Raw genomic sequence first — 12,749 nt, forward strand, 5'->3', positions numbered from 1 at the left:
AGTTCACCCAGGCGTCACCGCCCCGGCAAGGGGAGCTAAACCTGCCTTTCTTCTGATCGACGAAGCTCGTTTTTCCGTGCCCCGTCGGAAGTCGGTGACCACCGGCCATGTTGGCTGCTCAAGGCAGCCGGGCACGACCAGGAGAAATGAGATGTCAAGGACGTCACATGCCTATTCCGCGCCCGATCTGTCGGCGCTGGCCAAGACCCTGAAGCGCGAACTCGAAGCACGGGCGCAAGTGCCCGGCCATGTCGAGCTTTTGAACATGCTGACGCGTGCCGTCGGCTATCGCAACTACCAGCATTTTAAGGCTAGCCGCGCCGCGGAAGATCGACTGGCCAACCCGCCGATGATCGAGGCCGAACCGGCGGCCGATTTCCGTCGCGTGGAGCTCACCGCCCGCTGCTTTGCCGGCACCGACACTCTCATGCGCTGGCCGGGCAAGCTCAACCAGCAGCAGCTGGCGCTCTGGGTGCTGTGGTCCTTCCTGCCCGCAGGGGAGGAGATGCCGGAAAAGACGGTCAATGAGGTGCTCTCGCGCCACAACGGCTTTTCAGATCACGTGCTGATCCGCCGGGAACTCGTCAACATGGGGCTTTTGAGCCGCACGCGCGATTGCAGGCTCTATCGTCGGATGGAGAAGCGCCCGCCGCCGGAGGCGCGCGAGCTGATCCGCCTCGTCACGGGCCGGCGCCGCAGCGCCTGATCACAAGAGGCCGATCGGCGCTGGGGCGCGATATCGTGCAGATGTCGCGTCTCAGCCGGCCTTGTTGAACAAGAGCCGGTTTCTGTCGCTGACAAAGCGCGACCATTCCGGGTGGAAATTGCTGACCTCCAGCATTTCCCGCACGCTGTCGCGATCGACCGGATGGGAGAAGTAGTAGCCCTGGCCGGCCTTGCAGTCGAGCGAGAGCAAATGCTCGGCCTGTGCCTGTTCCTCGATGCCTTCGGCAACGACCCAGATGCCGAGGCCGCGCGCAATATCGAGAAGCCCCTTGGTGATGACCCCGCCACCACCGGCATCCGACAGGCGGCGCACGAAGCATTTGTCGATCTTGATGATATCGACCGGCACGGTCAGGAGATGGGTGAGCGAGGCAAAACCCGTCCCGAAATCGTCGAGCGCCACCTTGATGCCGGCTTCGCGCAGCGCATGGATCTCTTCGGCAACGACATTGTCCTTCTGCGCGAGATAGACAGACTCCGTCACCTCCGCTGTGATGGTCATCGGCTCGAGCCCCGCCCGAGCCAAGGCGTCGATAATCCGTCGCGTCAGCCCGCCGCGATGAAAATCGGCCGCAGACAGGTTCAGGCCGATACGGGAGAAGAGAAGACCCTCGCGCTTCCACTCGCTGGCTGCCGCGGCGATCCGCTCCAGCATGCGCTCGGTGATCTCGATCGCCACATGGGCGTCCTTCATCGCCTCGTGAAAATGGGCTGCCGCCACCAGACGCCCGTCCGGCATGGTCATGCGGCAGAGCGATTCAAACCCCATGATGCGGCCCGTTGCGAGCTCGACCACCGGCTGGAAATGCGCATCGATCCTGTTATCGCGCAGCGCCTGATCGACCTCCTGCACTGAGCGGAAGCGCTTGGCGATCGAGGTGCCGAGGCCTGCCTGATATTCGAGATAGCGGCCGCGGGCCCGTTCCTTGGCATGGTAGAGCGCGTAGTCGGCATTCTGCCGCACCTGCTGCGGGCTGCGTTCCGCGCCGGCCTTGGCGCCGCCCAGCGTCGCTGCGGGATAGATCAGGTGTCCGCCGCAATCCGCCGGCTCCTTGATCCGCGAGATCAGCGTTTCGGCGAGCGCTGCAGGCTCCGTCGTCACGATACAGGGAACGATCACGGCAAATTCGTCGCCGCCGAGGCGAAACGCCATGCCGGCCGGCGCTTCCTGTTTCATGCGTTCGGCCACGATCCGGATCAGATCGTCACCGGCACCATGGCCGAAGGTGTCGTTGACCATCTTCAGATTGTCGAGATCGATCAGCATCAGGGCCCAATCGGGCTCGCGCCGCGAGACTTCGGCAATGACCTCGTTGAACCGGCTGCGGTTCGGCAGACCCGTCAGGCCATCGGTATCGGCCAGACGCCGCCGCTCTGCCATGCGCTGATCGCGCTCAATGGCGATGGCGCAGAGATGTACGCAGGCCTTGACGATCTGCCGCTCCTGCTCGGAGGGCCCCCTGATGTTGCGGTAGTAGAAGGCGAAGGTGCCGAGCACCTTGCCCGATCCGATGATCGGCGTCGACCAGCAGGCCTTCAGACCAAGCGGCAGGGCAAGCTGCTTGTAGGGCTGCCAGTATTCATGGCTGTCAATGTCCTCGACCAGCACCGGCTCGCCGTAATAGGCCGCTGTCCCGCAGGATCCGACGCCATGACCGATCGCAACGCCGTCGATGGCAGAGGTGTATTCCAGGGGAAGGGAGGGGCCGGCCAGATGCCGCAGCCGCCGATCCTCGTCAAGCAGCAATACCGAGCAGACGATGTCGTCGGTCGTCGTCTCGACTTCGCGGCACAGATAATCCACGGTCTCGGCCAGTGACTGGCCGGTCGCAATCTTCTCGAGGATTATGTTCTGCAGAGGAAGAAGCATGTGACCCACGACAGGTTAACTGCCGCAAGTAAATCAGAGTGAGCTTAAACAGAAATTACGAGAGTTCGAAAGGTCGCATATTGGTTTCCGCGCGGTTAACGTCACGCCTTGCTCGTGCCGCTCATCCGCCGGCGATGACGTTCCCGCGCAATGTGAGATGCGCATGGGTCGTGTCGCCATCGGAAAGGGCGCCGCCCACCCGATCGTTCCAGCGATAGCCGACGACCGCGCCCTGCTGCGCCCCGTCCACGACATTGCCGCTGATCAGCGTCTGGCCCGAACCCTCGACCACGCTCACCCGCATGCCCTCGGGGCTGCCGCGCAGGATGTTGTCGCTCACGATGACATTGCGTAGATAGGGCCCCCAGCCGATCGCAAGTGCTGCCGTCTCCGCACCCTCGACGAGATTGCCGGTCACCAGCGTGTCCGCCTCGACCGAGATGCCAAAACCGAAGCCGCTGACCGTCGGCTCGTAAGGTCCCTTGTTGACGATCCCGCGCACGACGTTGTCGCTCACCGTCGAGAGCCGCCCGCCATGATCGAAATTGGCAACCGAGATCCCGATGGCCGCCCCGTCGACGATATTGCCAGTGATCAGCGCGCCCTCGAACTCGAATTCTGCGTAGATGGCCGTCTCCCCGGAGCGGAAGGCCTGGTTGCTGCTGATCGTGATGTTGGAGGCGGAATTCGCCCGGATGGCGGAAAAGGCGCAATCGGAAACGTGGTTGCCCGAGACCAGCACATTGTCGGCCCTGAAGATGTTGATGCCGTTGCCATACTGTCCGGTGCCGCCATTGGTCGCGCCGATGCGCGCCACCCTGTTGCCGCTGATGACGGTGCCGTCTTCACCCTTGGTCCAGCGATGAACCAGAATGCCGCCATTGCCGCAGTCGAAGACTTCGTTGTCCCGGATCGTGAAGGCTCTGCCTTCGATCGCCCAGATCCCGGCTTCTGCCGCACCGGACAGACGCGAGCCTTCGATGCGCCCGCCAGACCGCGCGACATAGATCCCGCATTGCGGCTGCCGACGACTTCGCAACCGTCGATGACGACCTCGTCGACACTGCGAAATGAGAGAAGCCCCTCGGTGTAATCGGCAAGCCACCGATTGGCACCGTCGAAGGTGATGCCCGAGAGGCTGACGCGCCTGATGTCCTGGGCGGCGATCAGATGCCCGTCACCGCGATAGACGAGCCGGGTCAGGCCGGGCACACCGGTCAGGCGGGTACCATCGCGCTGTTCCAGATTGGCAACTTCATAGGTGCCGACCGGCAGGAAGACCGGCTGGCCCACGGCTGCCGCCCGATCGATCAGATCTTGCAGCCGGCGGCTCTGGTCGTCTTCCGTGCCCGGCAGGATGCCGGCCTCGGCCGCATCGAACCCGCCGCGCAGCTCCGCCATGGCCAGCGTCTGGGCTTGCGCCACGGGCCTGCGCCCGGGCAGGCCCGCCGTCGCGAGCAGCCCGCCAAGGCCGATCATGACTTGGCGTCGAGAAGGCATGGCCTGTCGGTTCCCTGTGGAATCGTGATGTCCGGGACCTTGGAGGAAGCGGGCAGGGGCGGCAACAACAGGCTTAAAACAATGTTAACGGCGAGACTGAACGACTTCGCCTTTGGTCTAAGCATTTCCTGTCAAGGATTTGAGCCAGATCAAGGAAAAAGTTGCCGCTCATCTTATGGTGAAGCTCGAAAGACATGAACGCGAAGGGAGTTTCGTCATGCTTCGTCTGGCCGCAGTTCTCTACATCCTCGTCGCAAGCGCCGTTGGCGGTGCTTCGGTGATCGCGGTCCTGTCGCTCGACATGCGGGAAGGCTGGCAGATAGCGGCGGCCTTTGCGGCCGGTCTGGTGATCTCCATTCCGATCGCCGCCGTACTGGGGAAGAAGATCTACAACGCTCTTCAGGGCCCCAAGCCCGTCTGATCCATGCCATTCGGCGTGGGACACAAACCCTTTCTGTCCTGGCGGAGCGGCAAGGGGTGGTGGATAACCGGTCCCATGACGACCGGCCGGCGTTTTCTCGGGGGAGGGAATGCCGGCCGGGTCTATGTCCGCAGGGATGTGCGGCTAGCGACCTTCGTCCTGTTCGAAGCGATCAAACTGCGCTTCCAGCCCCTCGGTAAACCGCATGTAGAGGCGCCCGAAGGTCTCGACCTCTTCGTCCGACCATCCGGCCGTTGCTTCCATGATTGTCTCCCGCTTGATCGCCTCGATGTCGTCAAGCACCTTGCGACCGGCCTCCGTCACCCGCACCAGGCTCCGGCGTCCGTCCTCCTGTGAGGCGGCGCGTTCCAGAAGACCCTGTTTCACCAGATCGGCCACGATCCGGCTGCCGCGCGACGGATCGATGCGGAGCTGCTCGGCAATCGTCCCGACCGTCACTTCCTGCTGGCTGCCGATCCGCTTGATCACGCCGATCGCGTCGAGGTCGGAGAGCTCGAGCCCCGTGCCGATCCGTCTCAGCGCCATGCGCCCGATGAAGCGGCGCCCGATCAGGAGCCGCATGCGCGTCATGGCGTGACCGATGGCGGCCAATGGCGGGGCGCCGACAGGCGAGGGGCCATCGGTGTCGGGCAGATCTTCAAGGACCGTGGGTCTGGAATGCGAAGCAGATGTCATGGGCGGACCATAGCAGAGCCTGACGGCAGCGAAAAGCAAAATAGATGCGATCAGCAAATATGTGCTATTGACATATAATTGCGAGAGGCACATTTTGCGGTCAGACAGGAGCCCCCGATCCATGACCAAGTCCAGCACAGCCGCGCCAGCCGGCCCGGAACCCCGCTTTGAACCCCACCCGACGCCGCGTTCGGCAGCAGGCATGACCGCGCCCGCCGAGGGCCCGCTGGTCACCGATCCCAGGCTCCGCCTGTTCGTCTATCTCCTGCTGATGTCTGCCATGTTCATGGCGACCCTCGACAACCAGATCGTCTCGACCGCGCTTCCCACCATCGTCGGCGAGTTCGGCGAACTGGAGCGCTTCGGCTGGGTCGGCTCCGCCTATCTGCTCACCACCAGCGCCGTCATGCCGCTCTATGGCAAGCTGGGTGATCTCTTCGGCCGCAAATACGTGATCATGGCAGCGATTGCGATCTTCACGCTCGGCTCGCTCGTCTGCGGTCTCGCCGTCTCCATGGACACGCTGATCGCCGCCCGCGTTCTCCAGGCGCTCGGTGGCGGCGGCATCATGGTCTCGATTTTCTCGATCAATGCCGATCTCTTCGAGCCGCGTGAACGCGCCCGCTATCAGAGCTATTCGAGCCTCGTGCTGATGGAGTCCGGCGCACTCGGTCCTGTCCTCGGCGGCACGCTCTCCGATCTCTTCGGCTGGCGCTCGATCTTCCTCGTCAACCTGCCGATCGGCATCGCCGTCTTGATCGGCCTTGCCTTCCTGCTCCCCTATCGCAAGCCTGATAGAAAGCCGAAGATCGATTACGCCGGTGCCATCCTGCTGGCCGGTGCCGTCGCCTCGATCGTCTTTTGGGCCGATAGCGGCCAGATCTTCGGCTCGCTGATATCATGGGAGAGCCTCGCCGTCGTCGCCTTCGGTGCTCTCTGCGCGGTCGGCTGGGTCCTCGTCGAACGCCGGGCACCGGAACCCGTCGTACCGCTCTCCCTCTTCTCCAAGCCCACGATCAATCTGCTCTTGGTCATCTCGCTCGTTTCGGGCGCCATCGGCATCGGCTCGGTCAACTATATCGCCCTTTACCTGCAGACCACGACTGGCCTCTCGCCCTCGATGGCCGGCCTGCTCTTCGTCGCGACCACGGGCGGCATCGCCTTCGGCTCCATCGCCGCCGGTCGCCTGATCGCCCGCACCGGCCGCTACAAGCCCTTCTCAATCGCGTCTACAGCGCTTGGCGTCATCAGCCTCGGCATCTTCTCCTTCCTGCATGCGGGAACGCCGCTGATCTTCATAGCGCTCGTCATGCTCCTGCAGGGCTTCGGCGTCGGCATCGGCCAGCAGGTCCCCGTCATCGGCGTGCAGAACGCTGCCTCGCGCGCTGACGTCGGCGCTGCCACCGGCACGGTGACTCTCACCCGCATGGGCGGCGCTGCAATCGCCATCTCCATCTACGGCGCCATCGTCAGCTCCGGCCTCACCCATGTGCAGATCGCGCTGCCCGGCGGCGTCGACTTCCGCAACCTCACACCCGAGGGCCTGGCTGCCCTGCCGGACGCCGCCCGCGCGCTCGTCGCCAATGCCTATTCCGAGGCCTTTGTCCCGCTCTTCCTGACGGCGTCGGGCATGATGGTCATCGGCCTGATCTGCGCGCTTCTGCTGCCCAACATCCGCCTGCCGCGCGAAGGCGAGGGGAAGGTTGCGGATGCGTCACTTCAGCCTGCAGAGGCCTGAGACTGAAACAGGGGCAGATACACCCGCACCTCTGCCCCGCCGCTCGGTCCCCCGGAGATCTCTATAGTGCCGCCATGGGCACGGGCGAGCGTCTGAACAATAGCGAGGCCCAACCCCGCGCCGCCAGTGTCCCTGGCCCGCGACGGCTCTCCGCGCGTAAAAGGTTCGAGCAGCAGCGCTCGCATATCCTGGGGCACACCTGGCCCCTCGTCGCGCACGAAGAGCACGGCCTCTTCTCCGATGCGCCTGACCCCAACTTCGGCCTGGCTCCCGTATTTCACCGCATTGTCCACGAGGTTTCCGAGGATGCGCTTGATCGCCAGCCGGTCGGCCAGCACTTCGATCGTTCCGTCGGGGATCGATCCGAGCGTGACCGGAAGTCCGTTCTGCCGAAGATCGGCAGTTTCACCTGTCACCCATTCACCAAGGTCGATCAGTTCCTCGTCCAGGCTCCCCTGTGCGCCGCGGGCAGTCAAGAGCGCGTCGTCGAGCAGCCGGATCATGTCCTCGATGTCGCGGATCGCCTTTTCACGATCGGTTGCCTCGGGGATCGCCTCGACCCTGAGCCTCAGCCGCGTCGCAAAGGAGCGCACGTCGTGCTGCACGCCGGAGATCAGCGCCAGCCGCGAGGAGAGCAGCAGCTGCAGGCGATCCTGCATCCGCCCGAAGGCCTGGATCAGGCTGCGCACCTCCCGCGTCCGGCCCGAGACCGCAGGCAACCGGATCGGCGGGCCGGACGGATCCATCCGGTCGGCGGCGCGCGCCAGTGTCAGCAGCGGGCGGATTTCCCGCTGCACCAGCAGCAGCACCAGGAGCCCCATGATCGTGCCGACCAGCCCGGCGCCGAGCCCGACCGGAAGGCCGAAAAGGTTGAACCCGGGTGCCACGCGGCCCGCGACGATCAGGAGCGACCCGTCGTCGAGGCGCAGGATATAGGTGAGCGGCAGAAAGCTCGCTCCGCCCCAGCGCAGCAGAAGCGGCCGCAGGACGCGCCCCTCGGCGATCCGGATCGAAACCAGGCTTTGCCCGAGGACTTCGCGATGGCGGGCAAACTCGGGGCGTCCGGTTATGTCTTCGCCGCCAGGATGCGCCGGCACCTCAGTTGATGGCGACAGGCGCCCCTGTGTTTCGTCGGCGGCCAGGGAAAATGAGAGCGGCGGGGAACTCAGCGCCGCCACGAGCCCCGCCCGCTCGCCAGGATCGGTGCGTGACAGGATCCTGGTGATCGTCGCCAGCCGTTCCGGCGAGGTGTCGTGCAGGTTGGAAACATTGCTTCTGTAATAGGCCGCAAGAATGAGCAGCCAGAGCACCAGCAGCACGCTGGCACCGATCGCCATCAGGCGTGCCGAAAGCCCGAGCCGTCCCATCACGGCGCCTGCCGGACGGTTGCCGTCATCAGATAGCCGCCATTGCGCACGGTGGTGATCAGCCGGCTCTCCGGGTCGAGCGTTTCGAGCTTGCGCCTGAGCCGCGAAACCAGAATGTCGACCGTGCGGTCGAGCGGGTCGGCTTGGCGGCCATGGGTATAGTCGAGGATCTGATCGCGCGACAAAACCCGGCGCGGATGCTCGACGAAACAGGCGAGCAGGTCGAATTCCGCGCTGGTCAGCCCCGCCGGCTCGTCCCCGAACATCACCACGCGCGCATCGAGATCCAGGATGAACCGATCGAAGGCAAAACGCCGGACCTTCGGCTGGCGCAGCTGCTCGTTCAGGCCGGCCCGCCGCAGGATCGCCCGCACGCGGGCCAGGAGTTCACGCGGGCCGAACGGCTTGCTCAGATAGTCGTCGGCGCCGAGTTCCAGTCCCACCACCCGGTCGGTCTCGTCGCTTTTCGCCGTCAGCATCAGGATCGGCACATGAGATGTCGTGCGCAGCCGCCGGCAGATCGACAGCCCATCCTCGCCCGGCAGCATCAGGTCGAGGATGATAAGGTCGGGCATGCCTTGCCTGAGGGCGACATCGAGCGCGCGTCCGCTTTCGGCGGGCGTCACGGCAAAGCCTTCCCGTGTCAGCAGGTTGCTGACCAGTTCGCGGATATCCGGGTCGTCGTCGACGAGGATGATGGTGGGGGCGGCATGAGGCATGGTGGAAAGCATGCTGGCGCCCCCCGCTGAAATCAAGTCACGGCGATGCATTGATACAAAATGCTACATTCGGTTCATCGGCCAGAAAAGCGCCCCTCCCATTGTCATCCTCGACGAAGCGACTGGCTCTCCGGTCTTTCGCCACAGACCCACTTCATCCGCAAAGAGGATTGACCCGATGAACAAGACCGCCCTTCTGCTCACCGCGCTGATGAGCGTCGCCATGGTTTCCGAGGCGGCCGCCTGGAGCCGCAATCGCACCGTCACCAGCAATCAGGGATCGTCGAGCATGAGCGCCACGGGCACCTGCGCCGGAGGTACATGCACCCGCAGCGCCGTGCGCACCGGTCCGCGCGGCAATTCCATGAGCGCCAACGGCTCGGTCACCTGCGATCCGAGCTACCAGAACTGCACCCGGACCAAGACCTACAACGGTTCGAACGGCGGTTCCGCCACCGTTACGGGCAGCGTTAGCCGCTGACGTTGCCCGGCCGGACGGTTCTCTCTCACCCCCACGCGGAATCGTCCGGCCTCTCTATCCCTGACCGGCAGCAATGCCCTGCCATGGAGTCGCTCAAGCCCGTCCCGCTTGCCGGAGCGGCTATCCCGTTTCCTTGATGCCCTGGCCGCCGCGAGCGCGGTTGCCGAATTCCCCCGATAGAGACGAGGTCTCCGATGTTCTCCCCGTTGACCGAAACCACCTTCCGCCTTGCCGTACTGCCGATGGCCGCCAGCCTGATGCTGCTCGAATATGGCCTCGCACGCCTCGCCCATCACGACGAAAGCCACGACCTGCGCGAGACGGCCGCCTCCCTCGGCGTCGCCCTTGGCCATGTCCTGCTCAGGGGGGTGGAATCGGCCCTGCTGGCAGTGCCGTTCCTCTTCCTCTACGAGCACCGGCTTTTCGAGTTTTCGAGTGCATCGCCGCTTGCCATGCTGGCGCTCTTTTTCGCGGCCGATTTCCTCTACTACTGGCAGCACCGCGCCAGCCATGTGATCCGCTGGATGTGGGCCACCCATGCCGTCCATCATTCGCCCACCCGCATCAACTTCACTGCAGCCGTGCGCCTTGGCTGGACCGGAGCGATCTCCGGCCAGTTCCTCTTCTTTCTGCCGCTTGCCTGGTTTGGCTTCCATCCGGCCGCCATTGTCGCTGTTCTCAGCCTGAACCTTTTCTATCAGTTCTTTCTGCATACCGAGCTTGCCCCGCGTCTCGGTCCCCTTGAATGGGTGCTGAACACGCCGGCCCATCACCGCGTCCACCACGCATCGAACGACACCTGCCTCGATCGCAATTTCGGCGGCATTCTGATCGTCTTCGACCGGATGTTTGGCACCTTTGCCGAGGCACCCCGCAATGAGCCTTTGCGCTATGGCCTGCGTGGCCGCAGTCCGAGCGTGAACCCTCTGCGCATCGCCTTCGGCGAATGGGCGGCAATCCTGCGCGACCTTGGCAGGGCGGCCAGCCTGCGCGCTGCCCTGTCCATCGCCTTCGGCCCGGTCACCCGCCGGCCGGCGGGCCGAAAGCCGGAGGCAGGCGCTGCCGAACCATGCCGGCAGGCGCCCAACCCCTTGCCCTTGGGCGAAAGACAAACTCAACCAGCACAGACAGACGGAGACACCGCATGACCGCCACCCGGAATTATCTCGCCATCCTCATGGTGCTCGCCGGCGCCGGATTGGGCCACGCCCAGCAGGGCATCACGCTGACCCCGGAAGGACGGGCAAAGCTGATGGAGGCGGCCCGCCTGTGCCGGGCGGATATCGAGCGCTTCTGCGCCAATGTGAAGCGCGGCGAAGGTCGCATCCTGCTCTGCCTCTCGGACCACCTTGCCGAGCTGCAGCCGGACTGCCGCACGACGCTCGACGCCGCGCGCAAATCCTGAAACGGGGCGCGAAGCCGGCCTTTGCCATAAGCTTCGCGCCAGCCGCGACTGACAGGGTACAGGCAACGATGTCAGTGAATCGGTGCAGCATGTCCAAACCCACCCCCTCCGGCCCGGTCTCCCTCCTGTCCAGACGCCTTGTGTCGCTCGGGCTGGGCACGGCGCTCGTCGGGTCGCTATCGGGCTGCATCCTCGTGACAGACACCAGCCGGATGAACATCGACGTCTTCCAGGATGAGGTCGCCCCCGTCTGGTATGATCCGGCGCGCACGCCGCCGGCTGCCGATCAGACCGCGCCGCAAAAGCGCAATCTCTACCAGACGCAGTTCCACCAGACCTATGGTCTGCCGGTGACCAATCCGCTGCATCGGACCATGTATGGTCTGGTGGTGGATGACGGCCACACGCTGTCGCCGATCCCGCTTGACCGGGTGCGCTCCGACATGCTGCGTCAGGAAGTGGTCTATCAGACCGTCGAAGCCCCTGGCACCATCGTCGTCGACACCAAGGCGCACTACCTCTATCTCGTCCAGCCGGGCGGCAAGGCGATCCGCTATGGCGTCGGCCTTGGTCGCGACGGCTATGCCTGGTCGGGCAGGGGCGTGATCCAGCGTAAGGCGAAATGGCCGCACTGGACCCCGACGGACGACATGGTGGAGAACAATCCGAACCTGCGCTCTGTGTCTGCCGAACGGGGTGGTCTCGTCGCCGGCCGCAACAATCCGCTCGGCGCCCGCGCGCTCTACATCTACCAGAACGGCAAGGACACGCTTTACCGCGTCCACGGCACGCCCGACTGGCAGTCGGTCGGCAAGGCAACCTCATCCGGCTGCGTGCGCATGTTCAACCAGGATGTCATCGATCTCTTCGACCGGGTGCCGGACAACACCCCGATTGTTGTCATTTAGCGACACTCTTTTGCGACCTTCCCCCTCTCTCCAAAACGTGAAAGGGGGGCGGCGTTGCTTTAATTGAACCTTTCCTGTTTGCATCCCATCATCGCGGAACAAAGCGCACCTCCCAGCGTCTTCATCCGCAGAACTGCTACAGGAAACTCATACCTTCATGTCCTCAACATCGAATCTGACCCGCCGTTCGCTTCTGTCCTTGACAGGTCTCGGCGCGGCATCCCTGCTTGCAAGCTGCACCACCTCGCGTCCTCTGCCGCCGGGCACCCGGCTGGAAGGCCCCGTCGTGCCGGCTGCCCCGAAGGGCCGCACCCCCGAACTCGACGCCATGTATGGCGAAGTCTATGACGGCGGCTACGTCATTCCGGCTGTTCCCTACTGGCGCATCCCGGAGCGCTTCTACCGCCAGCAGGTCATTGATCCCACCGGCGAGGCCCCCGGCACCGTGGTTGTCGATACGCCGAACCGCTTCCTCTATCTCGTCGAGCGCGGCGGCACCGCCATGCGTTACGGCGTCGGCATTGGCCGTGATGGGTTTGCCTGGGGTGGCCAGGGTGTCATCCAGTGGCGCCAGAAGTGGCCGAAATGGACCCCGCCGGATGAAATGATCGCCCGCCAGCCGGAACTCGAGATCTATTCCGTCCGCAACGGCGGCAAGCCCGGCGGCCTCGACAATCCGCTCGGGGCGCGCGCTCTCTACATCTTCCAGAACGGCCAGGACACGCTCTACCGCCTGCACGGCTCGCCGGAATGGAATTCCATTGGCAAGGCCGTGTCCTCGGGCTGCGTCCGCCTGATGAACCAGGACATCATCGACCTCTACGAGCGCGTGCCGACCAAGGCAAAGATCCTCGTTCGCCAGTAACGGCAGGCGACCGCCTTCCGAAATTGCCCGACAAACGAAAGGCCCCGCCGATG

The 12,749-nt window shown here is 64.4% G+C and carries 12 protein-coding genes and 1 pseudogene; 8 read left to right on the top strand and 5 right to left on the bottom strand.

Going from position 1 to position 12,749, the window contains the following annotated elements; translation table 11 throughout:
* The first annotated feature begins 151 nt into the window (after nucleotides 1–151).
* On the top strand, nucleotides 152–706 hold the full coding sequence (locus FAA86_RS03985) for a DUF2087 domain-containing protein (protein ID WP_136538482.1): 555 nt from the start codon (nucleotides 152–154) through the stop codon (nucleotides 704–706).
* Between the two features lie 51 nt (nucleotides 707–757).
* On the opposite strand, the gene FAA86_RS03990 is transcribed toward FAA86_RS03985, so the two are convergent.
* Nucleotides 758–2,596, bottom strand: coding sequence for a putative bifunctional diguanylate cyclase/phosphodiesterase (locus FAA86_RS03990; protein ID WP_136538483.1), 1,839 nt, complete (start codon nucleotides 2,594–2,596; stop codon nucleotides 758–760).
* 121 nt (nucleotides 2,597–2,717) lie between these two features.
* Nucleotides 2,718–4,096 (bottom strand): annotated as a pseudogene (locus FAA86_RS03995) (TIGR03808 family TAT-translocated repetitive protein).
* Between the two features lie 217 nt (nucleotides 4,097–4,313).
* On the opposite strand from FAA86_RS03995, the gene FAA86_RS04000 reads away from it, so the two are divergent.
* A complete protein-coding gene (locus FAA86_RS04000) occupies nucleotides 4,314–4,517 on the top strand; it encodes a hypothetical protein (RefSeq protein ID WP_113460547.1) in 204 nt (67 codons plus the stop codon).
* Between the two features lie 144 nt (nucleotides 4,518–4,661).
* Here FAA86_RS04000 and FAA86_RS04005 read toward each other — a convergent pair whose 3' ends face one another.
* On the bottom strand, nucleotides 4,662–5,213 hold the full coding sequence (locus FAA86_RS04005) for a MarR family winged helix-turn-helix transcriptional regulator (protein ID WP_136538484.1): 552 nt from the start codon (nucleotides 5,211–5,213) through the stop codon (nucleotides 4,662–4,664).
* A gap of 202 nt (nucleotides 5,214–5,415) precedes the next feature.
* Between FAA86_RS04005 and FAA86_RS04010 the strand changes: the two genes are divergently transcribed.
* The gene (locus FAA86_RS04010) at nucleotides 5,416–6,951 is read left to right on the top strand and encodes an MDR family MFS transporter (protein ID WP_136538986.1); all 1,536 of its coding nucleotides are present in this window, start codon (nucleotides 5,416–5,418) and stop codon (nucleotides 6,949–6,951) included.
* Here FAA86_RS04010 and FAA86_RS04015 read toward each other — a convergent pair.
* The gene (locus FAA86_RS04015; RefSeq protein ID WP_136538485.1) at nucleotides 6,933–8,318 is read right to left on the bottom strand and encodes a sensor histidine kinase; all 1,386 of its coding nucleotides are present in this window, start codon (nucleotides 8,316–8,318) and stop codon (nucleotides 6,933–6,935) included. The genes FAA86_RS04010 and FAA86_RS04015 overlap by 19 nt on opposite strands.
* Nucleotides 8,318–9,049, bottom strand: coding sequence for a response regulator (locus FAA86_RS04020; RefSeq protein ID WP_281281683.1), 732 nt, complete (start codon nucleotides 9,047–9,049; stop codon nucleotides 8,318–8,320). The genes FAA86_RS04015 and FAA86_RS04020 overlap by 1 nt, the downstream gene beginning before the upstream one ends.
* A gap of 166 nt (nucleotides 9,050–9,215) precedes the next feature.
* On the opposite strand from FAA86_RS04020, the gene FAA86_RS04025 reads away from it, so the two are divergent.
* The 5 genes from FAA86_RS04025 to FAA86_RS04045 all read left to right on the top strand — a co-directional run bounded on the left by FAA86_RS04025 (nucleotide 9,216) and on the right by FAA86_RS04045 (nucleotide 12,696).
* Nucleotides 9,216–9,518: a hypothetical protein gene (locus FAA86_RS04025; protein WP_183954582.1), complete on the top strand. Its 303-nt coding sequence runs from the start codon at nucleotides 9,216–9,218 to the stop codon at nucleotides 9,516–9,518.
* Between the two features lie 194 nt (nucleotides 9,519–9,712).
* The gene (locus tag FAA86_RS04030) at nucleotides 9,713–10,666 is read left to right on the top strand and encodes a sterol desaturase family protein (protein WP_136538486.1); all 954 of its coding nucleotides are present in this window, start codon (nucleotides 9,713–9,715) and stop codon (nucleotides 10,664–10,666) included.
* A complete protein-coding gene (locus FAA86_RS24495; RefSeq protein WP_167494886.1) occupies nucleotides 10,663–10,923 on the top strand; it encodes a cysteine rich repeat-containing protein in 261 nt (86 codons plus the stop codon). The genes FAA86_RS04030 and FAA86_RS24495 overlap by 4 nt, the downstream gene beginning before the upstream one ends.
* A gap of 89 nt (nucleotides 10,924–11,012) precedes the next feature.
* Nucleotides 11,013–11,831 carry a L,D-transpeptidase gene (locus FAA86_RS04040; protein ID WP_136538488.1) on the top strand — a complete coding sequence of 273 codons (819 nt, stop codon included), beginning with the start codon at nucleotides 11,013–11,015 and terminating at the stop codon, nucleotides 11,829–11,831.
* Between the two features lie 157 nt (nucleotides 11,832–11,988).
* Complete coding sequence (locus FAA86_RS04045) at nucleotides 11,989–12,696, top strand: L,D-transpeptidase (protein ID WP_113460543.1); 708 nt, start codon at nucleotides 11,989–11,991, stop codon at nucleotides 12,694–12,696.
* Nucleotides 12,697–12,749 lie beyond the last annotated feature (53 nt).

The sequence above is a fragment of the Rhizobium rosettiformans W3 genome, from assembly GCF_004912135.1.
Classification (GTDB): Bacteria; Pseudomonadota; Alphaproteobacteria; order Rhizobiales; family Rhizobiaceae; genus Allorhizobium; species Allorhizobium rosettiformans.

Bases quoted from the DNA above. Each gene is read 5' to 3' on its own strand.
- FAA86_RS03985 (WP_136538482.1), top strand. From the start codon at position 152: ATGTCAAGGACGTCACATGCCTATTCCGCGCCCGATCTGTCGGCGCTG.
- FAA86_RS03990 (WP_136538483.1), bottom strand. From the start codon at position 2,596: ATGCTTCTTCCTCTGCAGAACATAATCCTCGAGAAGATTGCGACCGGC.
- FAA86_RS04000 (WP_113460547.1), top strand. From the start codon at position 4,314: ATGCTTCGTCTGGCCGCAGTTCTCTACATCCTCGTCGCAAGCGCCGTT.
- FAA86_RS04005 (WP_136538484.1), bottom strand. From the start codon at position 5,213: ATGACATCTGCTTCGCATTCCAGACCCACGGTCCTTGAAGATCTGCCC.
- FAA86_RS04010 (WP_136538986.1), top strand. From the start codon at position 5,416: ATGACCGCGCCCGCCGAGGGCCCGCTGGTCACCGATCCCAGGCTCCGC.
- FAA86_RS04015 (WP_136538485.1), bottom strand. From the start codon at position 8,318: ATGGGACGGCTCGGGCTTTCGGCACGCCTGATGGCGATCGGTGCCAGC.
- FAA86_RS04020 (WP_281281683.1), bottom strand. From the start codon at position 9,049: ATGCTTTCCACCATGCCTCATGCCGCCCCCACCATCATCCTCGTCGAC.
- FAA86_RS04025 (WP_183954582.1), top strand. From the start codon at position 9,216: ATGAACAAGACCGCCCTTCTGCTCACCGCGCTGATGAGCGTCGCCATG.
- FAA86_RS04030 (WP_136538486.1), top strand. From the start codon at position 9,713: ATGTTCTCCCCGTTGACCGAAACCACCTTCCGCCTTGCCGTACTGCCG.
- FAA86_RS24495 (WP_167494886.1), top strand. From the start codon at position 10,663: ATGACCGCCACCCGGAATTATCTCGCCATCCTCATGGTGCTCGCCGGC.
- FAA86_RS04040 (WP_136538488.1), top strand. From the start codon at position 11,013: ATGTCCAAACCCACCCCCTCCGGCCCGGTCTCCCTCCTGTCCAGACGC.
- FAA86_RS04045 (WP_113460543.1), top strand. From the start codon at position 11,989: ATGTCCTCAACATCGAATCTGACCCGCCGTTCGCTTCTGTCCTTGACA.